Genomic DNA, 13,945 nt, shown 5'->3' with positions numbered 1-13,945 from the left:
CCACTTATCCGCTCGCTGTGAGATGGATTGCTTCGCTCCGCTCGCAATGACGATGTCAAGGACCAGCAGAATCGCCTCAGGCGCGGACCTCCTGTCGCTGGAACAGGATGTAGCCAGCGACAAAGAGCACGATGGTGCAGGCGATCAGGCCCACCGTCTGCGGCCAGGCGATCATCACGCTCTCGCCGAAGGGCAGCGGCGCGCCCATCACAGCGCCGCGCAGCTGATCGAGGAACACCGGGCCGAGCGTACGCGTCGTCGGCGACAGCACCGCCAGCATCGCCTCTCCGAACAGGTCGTTCGGCGAGAACCGCTGCAACAGCTGCGTCCAGATCGCGGTATCCGGCGTGTCGAGGCCGAGTGCGGCGTAGCGCGGGTCGGGCGGCGAGATCATCTGCGCGAACGCCGGCGCCAGCATCGGCCACAGCACGGTCAGGAACAGCCAGATACCGAGCGCCACCAACGCTGCGGTCGCCGGCGAGCGAAACACGATCGAGAGCAGCATGGCGAGCGACAGCCAGACCCCGGCATAGAAGATCGCGATCACCAGGAAGGCGAGCGAGCGGGCGATCTCCTCGCCGCCCGGCGGTACGCCGAGAAAGATCAGGCCGAGCCCGATCACCAGCAGCCACAACGCCGTCAGGCTGATCGCAATCGTCGCAAGGCCGGCGAGATATTTGCCGAGCAGCAGCGCATCGCGATAGATCGGCTGCGCCAGGATCCGCGACAGCGTGCGGCGATTGTGCTCGCTGTTGATCAGGTCGAAGCCGAGCCCGATCGCCATCAGCGGGATCAGGAAGCCGAGGACGGCGACAAAGGACGGCAACGGCGCCTGGGAGACCGTGAACAGGCGGAGCAGCAGGAACGGATCCTCCGCGGTGTTCTGACGCAGCGCAATGATCGCCTCGTACAACGCCGCCATCGCGGTCAACACGATCAAGAGCTCGAGCATCAGCATGCGGACGCTCGAGATGTTGTCGGACAGCTCCTTGATGAAGACGGCGCCGACGCCCTGGAATGCTGAACCTTCACGCCGCATCACGCACTCCTCCGGACTGCGAGGCCTGGAAATAATGGGCATAGATCGCCTCGAGGCTCGGCTCGTCGACGGAAAGCCGCCGCAAGGCGCCGTTGGCCGCAACCACCGCACGCGCCGCATCGGGCCGCACGTCGCGGTCCGCGGTCATGCGGAAACGGTCCTCGGCGAGCGTCTCGACATTGCCGACGCCCGGGATCGCGGCAAGCCGCCGCGCGATGCCGGCGCCGTCGGCCTCGACCTCGACGACGAAGCCTGCGCCGAGCACCTGAACCGCGAGCTCGGCGACCGAACCCATCATCACGATCTTCCCCGTGCGGAACAGCGCGACACGGTCGCAGACGCGCTGGACCTGATCGAGCATGTGCGACGACAGCAGCACGCTGACGCCCTCGGCCTTCAGTTCCCTGATCAGGTCGAGGAATTCAAGCGTCGCTTGCGGATCGAGGCCCGAGGTCGGCTCGTCGAGGATCGCAATCTCGGCGCGCTTGACGATGACCTCGGCAAGCCCGAGCCGCTGCCGCATGCCACGCGAGAAGGTCGCGACACGCTTGTTGGCGACGTCGAGCAGGCGCACGCGGCTGAGCGCCGCCACGATCCGCTGCGACCGCTCGGCCATCGACAGGCCCATCAGCTTGGCGGCGTAGGCAAGGTTCTCCACCGCGGTCAGATGGTCGTAGAAGCCGACCGCATCGGGCAGATAGCCGACGCGCCGTTTCACCTGCAGCGGCGAGCGTGCCGGGTCGAAGCCGAGCACGCTGACCCGGCCGGCTGAAATCTCGGTAAGCCCGAGCATCATCAGGATGGTCGTGGTCTTGCCGGCGCCGTTCGGACCGAGCAGCCCGAACACCTCACCCTTGGCGATGTCGAAGTTGATGGCGTCGACGACGCTGGTCTTGCCGTAACGCTTGGTGAGATCGCGTGCCGCGATGACGACGTCCGGCGACGCCGCACCGCCCTCGGGTTTCTGGTCGCTCATCGCCGTCCGAACCTTGCAACTGCACCCAGCATCAACAGCAGCGCGACGCCGATCACGCCGGCTCCTGCCATGCCCCACACGGTCGACGTATTGACGGTAACGCGGAACTGGCTCGATGCGGTCTCGCCGCGCGAGGTGGCGCGCATCGAGAGCTGGTAGTCGCCGGCGAGCGACTTGTCGCTCGGCGTCACCAGCGCCTGCACCTCGGCATCCTTGCCGGGCACCAGCCGGTCGATCGTGGCAGGCTGGAACGTCACCTTCCAGCCGCTCGGCGCCGTCGCGGTGAGCGCGATATTCTCGGCCGGCGCGGTGCCGCTGTTGGTGACGACGATCGGGATCGTGCTCTGCTGCGCGGCAACCGCACGCGCGCTCAACAGCCCGTCACGGCCGGAGAGCTGAAGCTGCGGCTGGCCGGCGACATCGAGCGCCACCTCCGTCTGCGCCGATGCATCCTCGGCATTGACCGTGACCTTGACCGGGAAATGTCCGGCATCGACCGCGCTCGGCGGCCGGACCTTGAGCTTGATGTCCTTGGACTGGCCGGCATCGATCGGGATCGAGGACAATTCCTGGGTGCCATAAGCCTCGGTGAAAGACGTCTCGAAGTTGGGCGGCGCTGCGGCCGCGAAGCTTGCGACCAGGTTGCGGCCGCTGTCGTTCTTGATGGTCAGCGTATATTCGAAGTTCGATTTCGGGCTGCCGCGCAGTTCTGGAAGCTTCGATGACACCGAAAGCTTCGCCGGTAATTCCTTGGCGAGCGCGACCGCGATCGGCAGCGTAGCCTCGCTGCCCTGCCCTTCGGCCTTCACGGTCAGTGTCTGCTCGGCAAGCGAGCTGTTGGCAGGCACATCAAGCCGGAGCTGCAGCGGCACGCTGGCATCGGGCGCCGGCATCGCGGCCGCGACCGGTTGGCCACCGCCGAGCAGCGTCGCGGTCCAGCCGCTCGGTACGCCTTCGACCGAAAGCTTGTAACGCTGCGGGCCGAGCCCGTAGTTCTGCAGACGCAGCGAGATGTTGGAGGTGGTGCCGGGCCTGATGGTGACGGCCGGATAGTCCGTCATCATGTAGAGCCCCTTGATGTCGTGGGGCGGCTCGGCGGCATAGGCTGAGGGAACGATAAATCCGAAGGCGACGACAAGGCGCGCAAGATCGAGCGCTCGCATGGGCAAACACTCCTGCAAGAGAAGCAAGATTGGCGGGGTTGACGCTGCGCGTTGATGAACACCGTGGCAGCGGCGCGACAGATCATCGAAACAATCGTGACCAAATCTCGGCGAGCCAATTACAAATGAGTAATGCTGCGCGCGTGACGGCGAGACCTTCGTCTAACAACGTTCGACGTTCGTCTAGTTCATGATGCGATCACAACATCATGAGTTCATAGCGCTCGCGCCGGCTTCCGTTTCGCGAGCCGGCTCAAAGGCCTTTGATCATGCCGGCATCGATCAGCAATCGGTTGAAGCGCCGCGCCTCGGCGCCGTCCTTGCAGGAATAGAACATGCCGCCACAACGGAGCATGATGGCTTTCTGCTCCTCGAATGACGGATCGAGCGGAATGCCGGCAGCCTCCTGGATCACCAGCGGCAGATAAGCCGCGTCGATCGTGTTCATCACCGCGGGGCTCTTCACCGGCTCGAAATTGATGGCGTCGATCGCATAATAGGTCGCGTAGTAGCGCGGATCGTAGTCCATCAGCTTCTTGCCGATACCGGCTTCGTCGAGCTCGGGGTCGAGCAGTTGCGGCGAGAACTCCGGCTGATGATCGCCATAGCGCACGATCAGGAACGGCTGCGCCGGAAACCGTTTCTTCAACGCTGCGACGAAGCCGGCATAATGGTTGGCGCTCATCGTCTGCCGGCGCAGATATTCGTCGATGGGCGGCGCGTTGCCGGGCCGCTTCCATGACGGCAGCAGGTCGGGACGGAATGTCGTCTCCCACGGAAAATGGTTGGCGGCGAGATAGACGAAGGCGAACAGCGGCGTGCCGGGCGCCTTCTGCTCCGCCATCAGGGATAGCGCCTTGTCGTAGAAGAAGCTGTCGGGCTCGACGTCCTTGGCATGCAGGTCATGCGCGTCATAGAAGCGCTGGATGCCGGTCGTCATCTGGAAGCTGCGCGCGCTCATGAAGCCGCCGAACGCGGGATAGAGCGAGAGCGTGTCGTAGCCGCAGCGGCGCAGCGCCAGCGGCAGGCCGCGCTCGACCCGGCCCGATGCGATGCGGGTGACGAAATAGGCGAAGCGGCCGAACGAGCGCGACGACAGCCCCGCGAGCACGTTGTACTCGGTGAACCAGCTCGGCCCGCCATTGCTCTCGGCGAGGAATGTCCGCTCGACACCGTCATAGGACTTGAAGTGACTGCCGTAGTCCCGCGGCACTTTGACGCCGGCGGCGGCGCGGATGTCGAAGCTCGACTCGTCGTGGATCATGATGACGTTGGGCCGCCGTCCCGCCGGATGACAGGCATCGACCAGCGGCACCTTGAGCCGCTCTTTCAGGGCGGGATCCGATTCCATGAAGCCATGGGCCACGAAGTCGGACACCGCAGTCACGCCGGAGCGCGCGAACTTCGACAGATAGCCGTCATCGTAATAGCCGCGCCAGGCTTCATCCGGCCAGGTGAAGGCATAGGCCGAGAGCGCCGCGGTGCAAGCAAGGCATGCGGCTACGGCCGGCAGGCGGCGGATACGGAACGGGTCGAGCCACCACAGCGCGTACATCAGCGGCAGCGTGACGAGCCCGGTGCCGATGATCGACCAGCGCAGGTTCGGGAAGATCGTGAGCAGGAAGGATGCGGTGTCGCGATCGATCACCATCAGGTCGACGAAGTTCGCGGTCATCTGCACCACGTCGTGCTTGAACCGCGACAGCAGCACCAGCACCACGACCAACGTCAGCGACAGCGCACCCGACAGCGCCGGCCTGCGCAGCAGCGCGATGAACAGGAAGTTCAGGATTCCCCAGGTGAACAGGAAGCAGACCCGCGAGCCGAAATCGGTCTCGGTCTGTAGCATCACGGCCAGCGCGCCGAGATGCGGTGCGGCGACCGCCATCAGCCGCCAGATGCCGATCGCAATAAGGCCACCGGCAAGCGCGGTGACGGAGGAATCTTGTTGTGGCGCGGGCGCCATGGGTGAGACGCAACACAAGCCGGCGCAATGCAACCGCCTTGGCTGGCAACGGCCAGGAGGCACACCGCACAGCCGGTCCCTGCACCGTGTCACAAAACCGTAATAGAACTGTCATGAACACGCAATGAATTTGCCGGGCCCAGCGTGCACCGGCCGGCGCTGCGTGCCCTAGACTTTCGCAGCAGGCGTCGCGCGCCTTGCGATGCCCGCGATGAACAGATCGATATTGGCAGCCGCCATCGGCTCCGCCTCCGCATCGCTGACGCCCCAGCGCGGCAGATGGCCGTCGATGTACATCCGCGCGAAGCCGCAGACCAGGCCGCGTCCGACGCAGGCAGGCTAAAGCGTTTTCAAGCGAAAGCGGGCCGCGCGGTTCACACCAGATGGAACTTGCGGCCAAGCTGGCGATGAACCGACATCACGGCCCGGTCGACGTCGCTGATCAGGCTGTCGCCGAGCACCACGTTCGGAATTTCCCAATTGCGGCCGACCTGCACATGCCACAACGCGGAGACCGCCGGCACGCGTGCCGTGTCGCATCCGGGGTGGGCGCGCAGCGCCTCCTCCGCCAGCAGTGTCAGTTCGTTCTGGTTCTTTCCATCAGTCATGATGACGGGGTGACTCGGGAAAGTGGCTCACTGATGGCCAAGATGTTCCAGTTCCCTGGCCCGAGTTTCCGTCATGCTGCGCATGCATTCGCCGGCATCGATCCGGGCGGCCACGACATCGGCGGCGTGAAGCAGTGCGATACGAAGCGGCCTACTCCGCGTGTCCGTCGATGATCGGCCCGAACAATTCCCACTTCTCGCCCCCGAACCTCATCATCTGCACCTGCTCGATTGGATAAAAATCCGTCGGCGACGTCTTGATACGGATGCCGGGGATATAAGTATCGATCTCGAAATCCATGTCGGCCACGATCTTCATGACATTCGCGCGGGTGAGGTTGTCACCGCAACGCTTCAGCACTTCGACCAGCGCGGTCGATGTGTTGTAGGCGGTGAGCGGCCCGCTCTCCGCCTTGTCCGCCTCCGGGTAATACTTCGCCATGAAGGTGCGGTACTTCTGCATGCCTGGATGGGACTCCCATTGCGGATCGGTGACGTCCATCTGGTAGCCCGCCGAAAGGATTCCGGTAGAATTGTCGAGACCGGCAGGCTTCAGCACGGCGCCGACCGAGGCCGATACGTTGGTCATGATATGCACCGGATGCCAACCGAGTTCCGCGACCTTCTTGATCGCTTGCGCCGCGAATTTCGGGGTCGCGATGTTGAGAAAGACATCAGGATTGGCGGTCTTGATCGCTACCACCTGCGAATCCACGGTCGGCATCGCAATCTCGTAAGGAGCGCTCGCGACCACCATCTTGTCGTATCTGTCGCGCAGCACGTCCTTGAGGCCGAGCACATAGTCCTTGCCGAAATCATCGTTCTGATAGAGCACGCCGAGCTTCGCATTGGGGTAATGCTCCAGTATGTACTTCGCATAGACACGGCCTTCCGCGCGATAGTTAGGCTGCCAGCCGATGGTCCAGGGGAAGTGCTCGGGGTCGCCCCAGCGCGATGCGCCGGTGGCAACGAATAATTGCGGCACCTTCTTCGTGTTCATGTACTTCTGGATCGCCGCATTCGTCGCTGTGCCGAGCGGCGCGAAGATCAGGAATACCTCGTCGCTTTCGACCAGCCTGCGCGCCTGCTCCACCGTCTTCGGCGGGCTGTACGCGTCGTCGTAGCTGATGAAGTTGATCTTGCGGCCGTTGACGCCGCCCGCGTCATTGATCATCCGGAAATAGGCGCTCATCGTCTTGCCGATGATGCCATAGGCCGATGCCGGTCCCGAGTACGGCATGATGTTGCCGATCTTGATCTCGGCGTCGGTGACGCCGGCATCGTATTGCTTCTGCGCGGCAGCCGACACGGCGCTCGCGATCATGATGACCGCGGCAAGCCCGATAGCCCGAATCGAGTTCGTCCAGAAGAAATTATTGGGCGAGCGCTTCATGAGTTTCGTCCTCCCTTGGCGGGCTTGTTGTCGGGTCGTTTCCTCTGCCGCTTTCTTGTGCGCTGACGATAGCAGCGGACGCCGGGCCTTAGAAAGCAACGACGCATCATTAACGGCTGCTATGATCGGTGGCGTTTTGTCGCGCCGGAGCCATGGTGCGGCGCATTTGTCGTACGTCGAAGATCAATTGTATGGTCGGCGATGGCAGTTCGGTAACCATGACTGGTCGCCGACCGTTAAGGATGCAGTGCACCTGTGTTTGCACCGGGTTCCCACTTAACGCACGTGTAACGCCAAGTGGTGCATCGTGCACATGGGTACCATCCAACAACAACAGGCTGCCGATCAATGGCGCAACAGCCGGCACAATCGATTATTGCCGAACTTGAAGATGCTGTCCGGGACGGGACGACCGCAAAGCGCGTGCAGACGCTGCGGCGGGTCACCGACCTGTTCCTGAATGACGGCGACCGCCTCAACGACGATCAGGTGAAGGTGTTCGACGACGTGCTCTGCCTGCTGACCGCGCGCGTCGAGACGCGTGCGCGGGCCGAGCTCAGCAAGCGGCTGGCGCCGCTCGACTACGCCCCGTTCGAGGTGATCCAGTACCTTGCATGGGACGACGACATCAGCGTCGCGGGCGACGTGCTGACCCAATCCAGCCGCCTCAGCAACGAAGCGCTGATCGAGATCGCCCGCACCAAGGGGCAAGACCATCTGTTTGCGATCTCGGCACGGGAAAACCTGCCTGAGAGCGTCACCGACGTGATCATCAACCGCGGCGAAGACAAGGTGATCCGGCGCCTCGCCAAGAACGCCAGCGCGCAGTTCTCGGACGACGGCTATTCCAACATTGTCGCCCGCGCCGAAGGTGACGACGAGCTGATCGAAATCCTCGGCCTGCGCCTGGATCTTCCGGCCAAGCTGCTGCGCGACCTGCTGCGCCGCGCCAAGGATGCGGTGCGCGCCCGCCTGCTGGCGATCGCGCCGGCCGCGGTGCGTGACGAGATCCGGAAAGTCCTGAACGACATCGCCCAGGAGGGCGCAACCGCCCCGCGCCGCAACTACGGCGTCGCCGAAGAGCTGGTCAAGCTGATGAAGCAGTTGAACGAGCTCGACGACGCGGCGGTCTACAAGTTCGCCGAGTCAGGCAAGTTCGACGAGGTCACCGTCGCGCTCGCGGTGCTCAACGACATGCCGATCGAGATGATCGAGCGGCTGATGCTTGGCCCCCGCTCCGACCTGATCCTGATCCCCTGCCGCTCCGCGCGCCTGAACTGGCCGACGGTCGAAACCGTCCTGTGCAAGCGGCCGATGACGCATCCGATCGACGAGGTGACGCTCAAGGTCGCCGAGCGCGATTATCGGCGGCTGTCGCTGGAAACCGCGCAACGCACGGTGCGGTTCTGGCAACTGCACAACAGGCTGGAGAAGCAGCCGACGGCGGTCGGGTAGCGATAGGAATGGACCTCTGGCGCGCCGCTGCTCAGCGCGCAGAGGCGGTCAGGCCAGCATGGAGCCGGGACGATGGCAGAAGAGGCACGCCGGAGTACAAGACATCGGGTGTTGAAGGCGGGAACGATCGAGTTCGGCGGCGGCGCCATCGATTGCACGATCCGCAACCTGTCGGCTTCAGGCGCGGCACTCCAGGTCGAAAGTCAGACGGGCATCCCCGATCAATTCACCCTGGCGGTTCCAGCGGATAGGCTGCACAGGCCCTGCCACGTCGCCTGGCGCAAATCCACCCGGCTCGGCGTGGCCTTCGATTGAGAGGGCATCTCCCCGTTTGCCCTGCAAACGGGGAGAGCCGATCACACGCTTAGTTCTTGCTCTTGTCGACCAGCGCGCCCTTCTTGATCCAAGGCATCATGTCGCGCAGCTTGGCGCCGACTTCCTCGATCGGGTGCTGGGCGAGCTTGGCGCGGGTTGCCTTGAACGAGGTCTGGTTGACCTTGTTCTCGAGCATCCAGTCGCGGGCGAACTTGCCGCCCTGGATGTCGGCTAGCACGCGCTTCATTTCCGCCTTGGTCTCCGCCGTGACGATGCGCGGGCCGGTGACGTACTCGCCGTATTCCGCGGTGTTGGAGATCGAGTAGTTCATGTTGGCGATGCCGCCTTCATAGATCAGGTCGACGATCAGCTTCACTTCGTGCAGGCACTCGAAATAGGCCATCTCCGGCGCGTAGCCGGCCTCGACCAGCGTCTCGTAGCCGCCCTTGATCAGCTCGACCAGACCGCCGCAGAGCACCACCTGCTCGCCGAACAAGTCGGTCTCGCACTCTTCCTTGAAGGTGGTCTCGATGATGCCGGCGCGGCCGCCGCCGATCGCCGAAGCGTAGCTGAGGCCGAGGTCATGCGCGTTGCCGGACACGTCCTTGGCGATCGCGATCAGGCAGGGCACGCCGCCGCCGCGCTGATATTCCGAGCGCACGGTGTGGCCGGGGCCCTTCGGCGCGATCATCAGCACGTCGAGGTCGGCGCGCGGATCGAGCAGGTTGAAGTGCACGTTGAGGCCGTGGGCGAAGACGAGCGCGGCGCCCTTCTTCATGTTGTCGTGCAGGTGCTCGCGATAGATATCGCCCTGCAGTTCGTCCGGAGTCAGCATCATCACGAGGTCGGCCCATTTCGCGGCCTCGGCGACTTCCATCACCTTGAAGCCGGCATTCTCGGCCTTCTTGGCCGAGGCCGAGCCCTTGCGCAGCGCAATCGCCACCTCCTTGACGCCGGAATCCTTCAGGTTCAGCGCATGGGCGTGGCCCTGGCTGCCATAGCCGACGATGGCGACCTTCTTGCCCTTGATCAGGTTCAGGTCGGCATCGCGATCGTAGTAAACTCGCATCGTGGTTTTCCTCGTTTGCAAAGGGGGGCCAAAATCGGCCGATGGATCAGGCTTTCGGAAGGACAAACCGCCGGGCGCCCGTGAATTTCCGGCGTTGTCTAGAGCATTTTTCTCCTCAGGGGAAACCCCCATCTCGCATGGCGCAGTGCGGCATCATGCGTCCATGAAGACGGGATAGAGTGAGGCCAGCAGCAGGATGGCCATGAAGACGTTGAAGGCACGGATGGCCAGCCGCGAGGTCAGAACCGGCCGTAGCGCGGTCCCGAACAAGGCCCACACGGTGCAGGACACCACCCCCAGGGCTAGGCTCAAGCCGACCTGGATCGCGATGTTCCAGGGGAAGACGGCAATCGCTGCATAGGCCGTGATGGTGCCGATCACCATCACCCAGCCCTTGGCATTGATCCACTGGAACATGGCCGCGCCCCAGAAGGTCATCGGGCCGCGGCCGGGTTTCGCCTCCTTGTCCGCGGCGGGCGGCTCGGCCATGGCGATGACGGCGGCGAGGTAGATCAGATAGGCCACGCCGGCATATTTCAGGATCGTTTGCAGCACCGGATAGGCAATGAAGATGGCGCCGAGCCCGACGCCGACCGCGCCGACCATGAAGGCGAAGCCGACCGTGATGCCGGCGATATGCGGCAAGGTGCGGCGGAAACCATAGGTCAGCCCCGACGACAGCAGCATGATGTTGTTCGGGCCGGGCGTGAAGAACATCACGACGGAGAACATGACGAAGGCGAACATCAGGGAATTCGACATGGTCCCCTCACACGACTTTCGGCACGGGCTTGGGCCGCTTTGACAGCAGCATCATCGCGATGCCGCCGACGACGGTGATCATGCCCGCGAGCCGCAGCGGCCCGAATTTCTCGCCGAACACGATGCTCGATGCCGCCGAGCCGACGAACGGCACCAGCAGCGCGAACGGCACCACCTGCGCCGCCGGATAGTCGCGCAACAGCCGTCCCCAGAGCCAATAGGCGATGCTGGTCGAGATCGCGCCGACAAACAGCATCGAGACGATGCCGCGCATCGACAGATGCGACAGCGCCTGCCACACCGGCTCGGCTCCCAGCGTCACAAACGACAGGGCAAACAGCGGCACCGCCGCGCACAGGCACAGCCAGGCGAACAGATCGAACATGCGCGCGCCCTGCGCCGGCCGCAGCAGCAAATTGCCGATCGCGAACGAGATCGGCGAGATCATCAGGATGGCGAAGGCCGTGACGCTGAAATCGTAGCCCACGGTGCCGCAGATCATCAGCAGCCCGACCGCGGCGATGGCGATGCCGATCGTCTGCATCCGCGGCGGCAATTCACCGAACAGAAGCGCGGCAAAGCCGATGGTGAACAGGGCCTGGCTCTGCACGATCACGCTGGTGAGCCCGACCGGCACGCCATGGGCGATGGCGATCGACTGGGCCAGGAACTGGCCGAGGAACAAAGTGAAGCTGATGCCGATCAGGAGCGGCCACGAGACCTGCTTCGGCTTGGACAGGAAGAGGCACGGCACCGCCGCGATGCCGAAGCGCAGCGCCGTCATCAGTTCGGGCGGCAACTCATCGAGCGCCATGCGGCTTGCGACGAACGCAAGCCCCCAGATCACCGCGACCATGACGGCGATGCCAACGTCGGCCGGCTTCATTATTCTTCTTCTTTGGTTCGGTTTCGCTGGTCGGGTCTAGATCTGTTCGTCCGGGGTCGGTTTGCGCAGCAGGTAGGTGCCGTGCAACGGCGCGTGATAATCGGCGGAGACCAGCGCGAAGCCGGTCTCGGTCAGCATCCGCTCCATCACCCAGCCGAAGGTCGAGTATTCGTCGCGCATGTGGGTCATCACGCTTTCGCGCTCGAATTCGTGGTTCTTGATCGAGAAGTCGGCCCAGGCCTCGACGTCGCGCTCGACACCGTCGGGCATGCTGACAAACACCATGTCGCGCAGATAGAAGTTCGCGCCGGGCTTCAGCGCGTTGAAGATCCGCGACACTGCCACCGCCTTCCAGAAGTCAGGCAGATGGTGCAGCGTGAACTCGCTGACGATCAGGTCATAGGAATTCGGCTGGTAGGCAAACGAAAGCAGCCCGGCCGGCTCGGTCCGGATCCGCGCCTTGCGGTCGCGCGCGTAGATCTCGGCGAGCCCGAGCATCGCCGGCGAAATATCGATGGCGTCGACCTGGGCACCCATCAGGGCCGCCTCGGTCGCCAGCACGCCGTTGCCGCAGCCGATATCGGCGACGCGCCAGCCCGGCTTGACGCCGAGCATGGTCAGCGCCTGGCGGGCGCGGAGATCGGCGTCGTCATGCTGCCCATAGATCGAGGCGACCGCCGTATCGAGACCGACCCGCCGCCGTTGCGTGTAGTACCAGTCGCGCGCCAACATGATTCACATCCCCTCCGGCCCGCGCGTGATGGCGGCCACCCCGGTTCGTGACACCTCGACCAGGCCCAGCGGGCGCATCAGGTCGATGAACTGATTGATCTTGGATGTATTGCCCGTGATCTCGAACACGAAGCTCTCGGTCGTGGCGTCGATCACGCGCGCGCGGAACGCATCCGCAAGCCGCAGCGCCTCGACGCGGTGATCGCCGGTGCCCCTGACCTTGACCATCGCGAGCTCGCGCTCGATCGCGTTGCCGGTCAGCGTCATGTCGACGACGCGATAGACCGGGATCATGCGATCGAGCTGGTGCTTGATCTGCTGGATCACCATCGGCGTTCCCGTGGTGACGATCGTGATCCGCGAGAGGTGCTTCTGGCTCTCGGTCTCCGACACGGTGAGACTTTCGATATTGTAGCCGCGGCCCGAGAACAGGCCGATGACGCGCGCGAGCACGCCGGGCTCGTTCTGCACGAGCACGGACAGCGTGTGCGTCTCGTTGGGATCGTGACGCTCTTCGAGGAAGTAGGCGGATGCGGGCTGGTTCATTGTCGTTCCCTTACATTCTCGTCACGCCACCGCCCGCTTGGCGGCCGGCGCGGCATCCGTCCCTATCCATGTCCGGAACAGATCGAAATCGATATTGCCGCCGCTCAGGATCAGGCCGACCCGCTTGCCGGCGAGCTTGCCCTTCTCCTGCAGCGCGGCCGCGAGCGCCGCGGCGCCGGCGCCCTCGGCGAGGTTGTGCGTGTCGGTCCAGTAGGCGCGGATCGCCTGCCCGACCTCGTCATCGGTGACCTGGACGATGCGGGATGCGCCCTTGCGGATCAGCGCGAACGCGTCCGGATCGGGAATCCGCGTCGCCATGCCGTCGGCGCGGGTGTTGCTGGTTTCCGTCGTCACGATCTTTCCGGCGGCGAACGACAGCGCGTAGGACGGCGCTTCGGTCGATTGCACGCCGACGATCTCTGTCTTCAGGCCGAGCAGGTCGCGCGCCATGATGCAGCCGCAGACGCCGGAGCCCTGCCCGATCGGCACATAGAGAATGTCGAGATCGGGCGCGGAGCGAAACAGTTCGAGCGCGTAGGTCGCAACGCCCAGCACAAGGTCCGGATGGAACGACGGCACCATGTGGAGGCCGGCGAACTGCGCGCGGCGCTCCGCCTCTTCGCGCGCGGCCTGAAAATCCTCGCCGTGCTCGACCAGCTCGGCGCCGAAGGCGCGCATCGCGCGATTCTTCTCCACCGAATTGCCTCGCGGCACATAGATCACCGCCGGCACGCCGTGTCGACCAGCAGCAAACGCCAGGCTCTGGCCGTGATTGCCGCGCGTTGCCGAGATGATGCCAGGCACATCGGGCCGCTCGCGCTTCAGCCGCTCGAGATAGACCAGGCCGCCGCGCACTTTGAAGGCGCCGATCGGCGTGTGGTTCTCGTGCTTGACCACGACGCGCGTGCCGAGCCGCTCGGCCAAGAGCGGCCAGGCATGCACCGGCGTCGGCGGCACTGCGGTGCCGACGATGGCGTGTGCACGCTCGAGCTCGTTGAGGTCAAACATCGTGGCTTCCTGTCTGCTCTCCATACT

At 64.3% G+C, this 13,945-nt stretch carries 15 protein-coding genes; 2 read left to right on the top strand and 13 right to left on the bottom strand.

Annotation, left to right across the window (positions count from 1 at the left end):
* Positions 1-76: 76 nt before the first annotated feature.
* The 7 genes from AS156_RS01865 to AS156_RS01840 form a co-directional block, all read right to left on the bottom strand.
* Positions 77-1,039 (bottom strand): ABC transporter permease, encoded by a 963-nt coding sequence (locus AS156_RS01865; RefSeq protein ID WP_066499157.1) that lies wholly within the window; start codon positions 1,037-1,039, stop codon positions 77-79.
* Positions 1,029-2,015, bottom strand: coding sequence for an ABC transporter ATP-binding protein (locus AS156_RS01860; RefSeq protein WP_066499150.1), 987 nt, complete (start codon positions 2,013-2,015; stop codon positions 1,029-1,031). Before AS156_RS01860 ends, AS156_RS01865 begins: the two co-directional genes overlap by 11 nt.
* Positions 2,012-3,178 carry a COG1470 family protein gene (locus tag AS156_RS01855; protein WP_066499149.1) on the bottom strand — a complete coding sequence of 389 codons (1,167 nt, stop codon included), beginning with the start codon at positions 3,176-3,178 and terminating at the stop codon, positions 2,012-2,014. Before AS156_RS01855 ends, AS156_RS01860 begins: the two co-directional genes overlap by 4 nt.
* A gap of 253 nt (positions 3,179-3,431) precedes the next feature.
* Positions 3,432-5,144, bottom strand: coding sequence for a sulfatase-like hydrolase/transferase (locus AS156_RS01850; protein ID WP_066499147.1), 1,713 nt, complete (start codon positions 5,142-5,144; stop codon positions 3,432-3,434).
* 168 nt (positions 5,145-5,312) lie between these two features.
* Positions 5,313-5,441, bottom strand: coding sequence for a hypothetical protein (locus AS156_RS45565; RefSeq protein ID WP_283807896.1), 129 nt, complete (start codon positions 5,439-5,441; stop codon positions 5,313-5,315).
* Positions 5,442-5,518: 77 nt separating this feature from the next.
* The gene (locus AS156_RS01845; RefSeq protein ID WP_066499145.1) at positions 5,519-5,752 is read right to left on the bottom strand and encodes a hypothetical protein; all 234 of its coding nucleotides are present in this window, start codon (positions 5,750-5,752) and stop codon (positions 5,519-5,521) included.
* Between the two features lie 151 nt (positions 5,753-5,903).
* Positions 5,904-7,145, bottom strand: a complete 1,242-nt coding sequence (locus AS156_RS01840) for an ABC transporter substrate-binding protein (protein WP_066499142.1) — start codon at positions 7,143-7,145, stop codon at positions 5,904-5,906.
* Between the two features lie 348 nt (positions 7,146-7,493).
* Between AS156_RS01840 and AS156_RS01835 the strand changes: the two genes are divergently transcribed.
* The gene (locus AS156_RS01835; RefSeq protein WP_066499139.1) at positions 7,494-8,600 is read left to right on the top strand and encodes a DUF2336 domain-containing protein; all 1,107 of its coding nucleotides are present in this window, start codon (positions 7,494-7,496) and stop codon (positions 8,598-8,600) included.
* A gap of 72 nt (positions 8,601-8,672) precedes the next feature.
* Positions 8,673-8,915 carry a PilZ domain-containing protein gene (locus AS156_RS01830; RefSeq protein ID WP_066499137.1) on the top strand — a complete coding sequence of 81 codons (243 nt, stop codon included), beginning with the start codon at positions 8,673-8,675 and terminating at the stop codon, positions 8,913-8,915.
* A gap of 49 nt (positions 8,916-8,964) precedes the next feature.
* Here the strand turns inward: AS156_RS01830 and ilvC are convergent, their stop codons facing one another.
* The 6 genes from ilvC to AS156_RS01800 all read right to left on the bottom strand — a co-directional run bounded on the left by ilvC (position 8,965) and on the right by AS156_RS01800 (position 13,918).
* Positions 8,965-9,984: a ketol-acid reductoisomerase gene (gene ilvC / locus AS156_RS01825; RefSeq protein WP_027551328.1), complete on the bottom strand. Its 1,020-nt coding sequence runs from the start codon at positions 9,982-9,984 to the stop codon at positions 8,965-8,967.
* A 153-nt stretch (positions 9,985-10,137) separates the two neighbouring features.
* A complete protein-coding gene (locus tag AS156_RS01820) occupies positions 10,138-10,746 on the bottom strand; it encodes a LysE family translocator (RefSeq protein WP_066499136.1) in 609 nt (202 codons plus the stop codon).
* A gap of 7 nt (positions 10,747-10,753) precedes the next feature.
* The gene (locus AS156_RS01815) at positions 10,754-11,632 is read right to left on the bottom strand and encodes an EamA family transporter (RefSeq protein ID WP_066499135.1); all 879 of its coding nucleotides are present in this window, start codon (positions 11,630-11,632) and stop codon (positions 10,754-10,756) included.
* Between the two features lie 36 nt (positions 11,633-11,668).
* Positions 11,669-12,364: a class I SAM-dependent methyltransferase gene (locus AS156_RS01810; protein ID WP_066499134.1), complete on the bottom strand. Its 696-nt coding sequence runs from the start codon at positions 12,362-12,364 to the stop codon at positions 11,669-11,671.
* A gap of 3 nt (positions 12,365-12,367) precedes the next feature.
* Positions 12,368-12,910, bottom strand: a complete 543-nt coding sequence (gene ilvN / locus AS156_RS01805) for an acetolactate synthase small subunit (protein WP_066499133.1) — start codon at positions 12,908-12,910, stop codon at positions 12,368-12,370.
* Between the two features lie 21 nt (positions 12,911-12,931).
* A complete protein-coding gene (locus AS156_RS01800; RefSeq protein ID WP_066499333.1) occupies positions 12,932-13,918 on the bottom strand; it encodes a threonine dehydratase in 987 nt (328 codons plus the stop codon).
* Between the last annotated feature and the right edge of the window lie 27 nt (positions 13,919-13,945).

Origin of the sequence: Bradyrhizobium macuxiense, from assembly GCF_001542415.1 — a bacterium.
Taxonomy (GTDB): Bacteria; Pseudomonadota; Alphaproteobacteria; order Rhizobiales; family Xanthobacteraceae; genus Bradyrhizobium; species Bradyrhizobium macuxiense.
The sequence above is the reverse complement of the archived record's forward strand: the minus strand, read 5'-3'. Positions and strand labels throughout refer to the sequence as shown.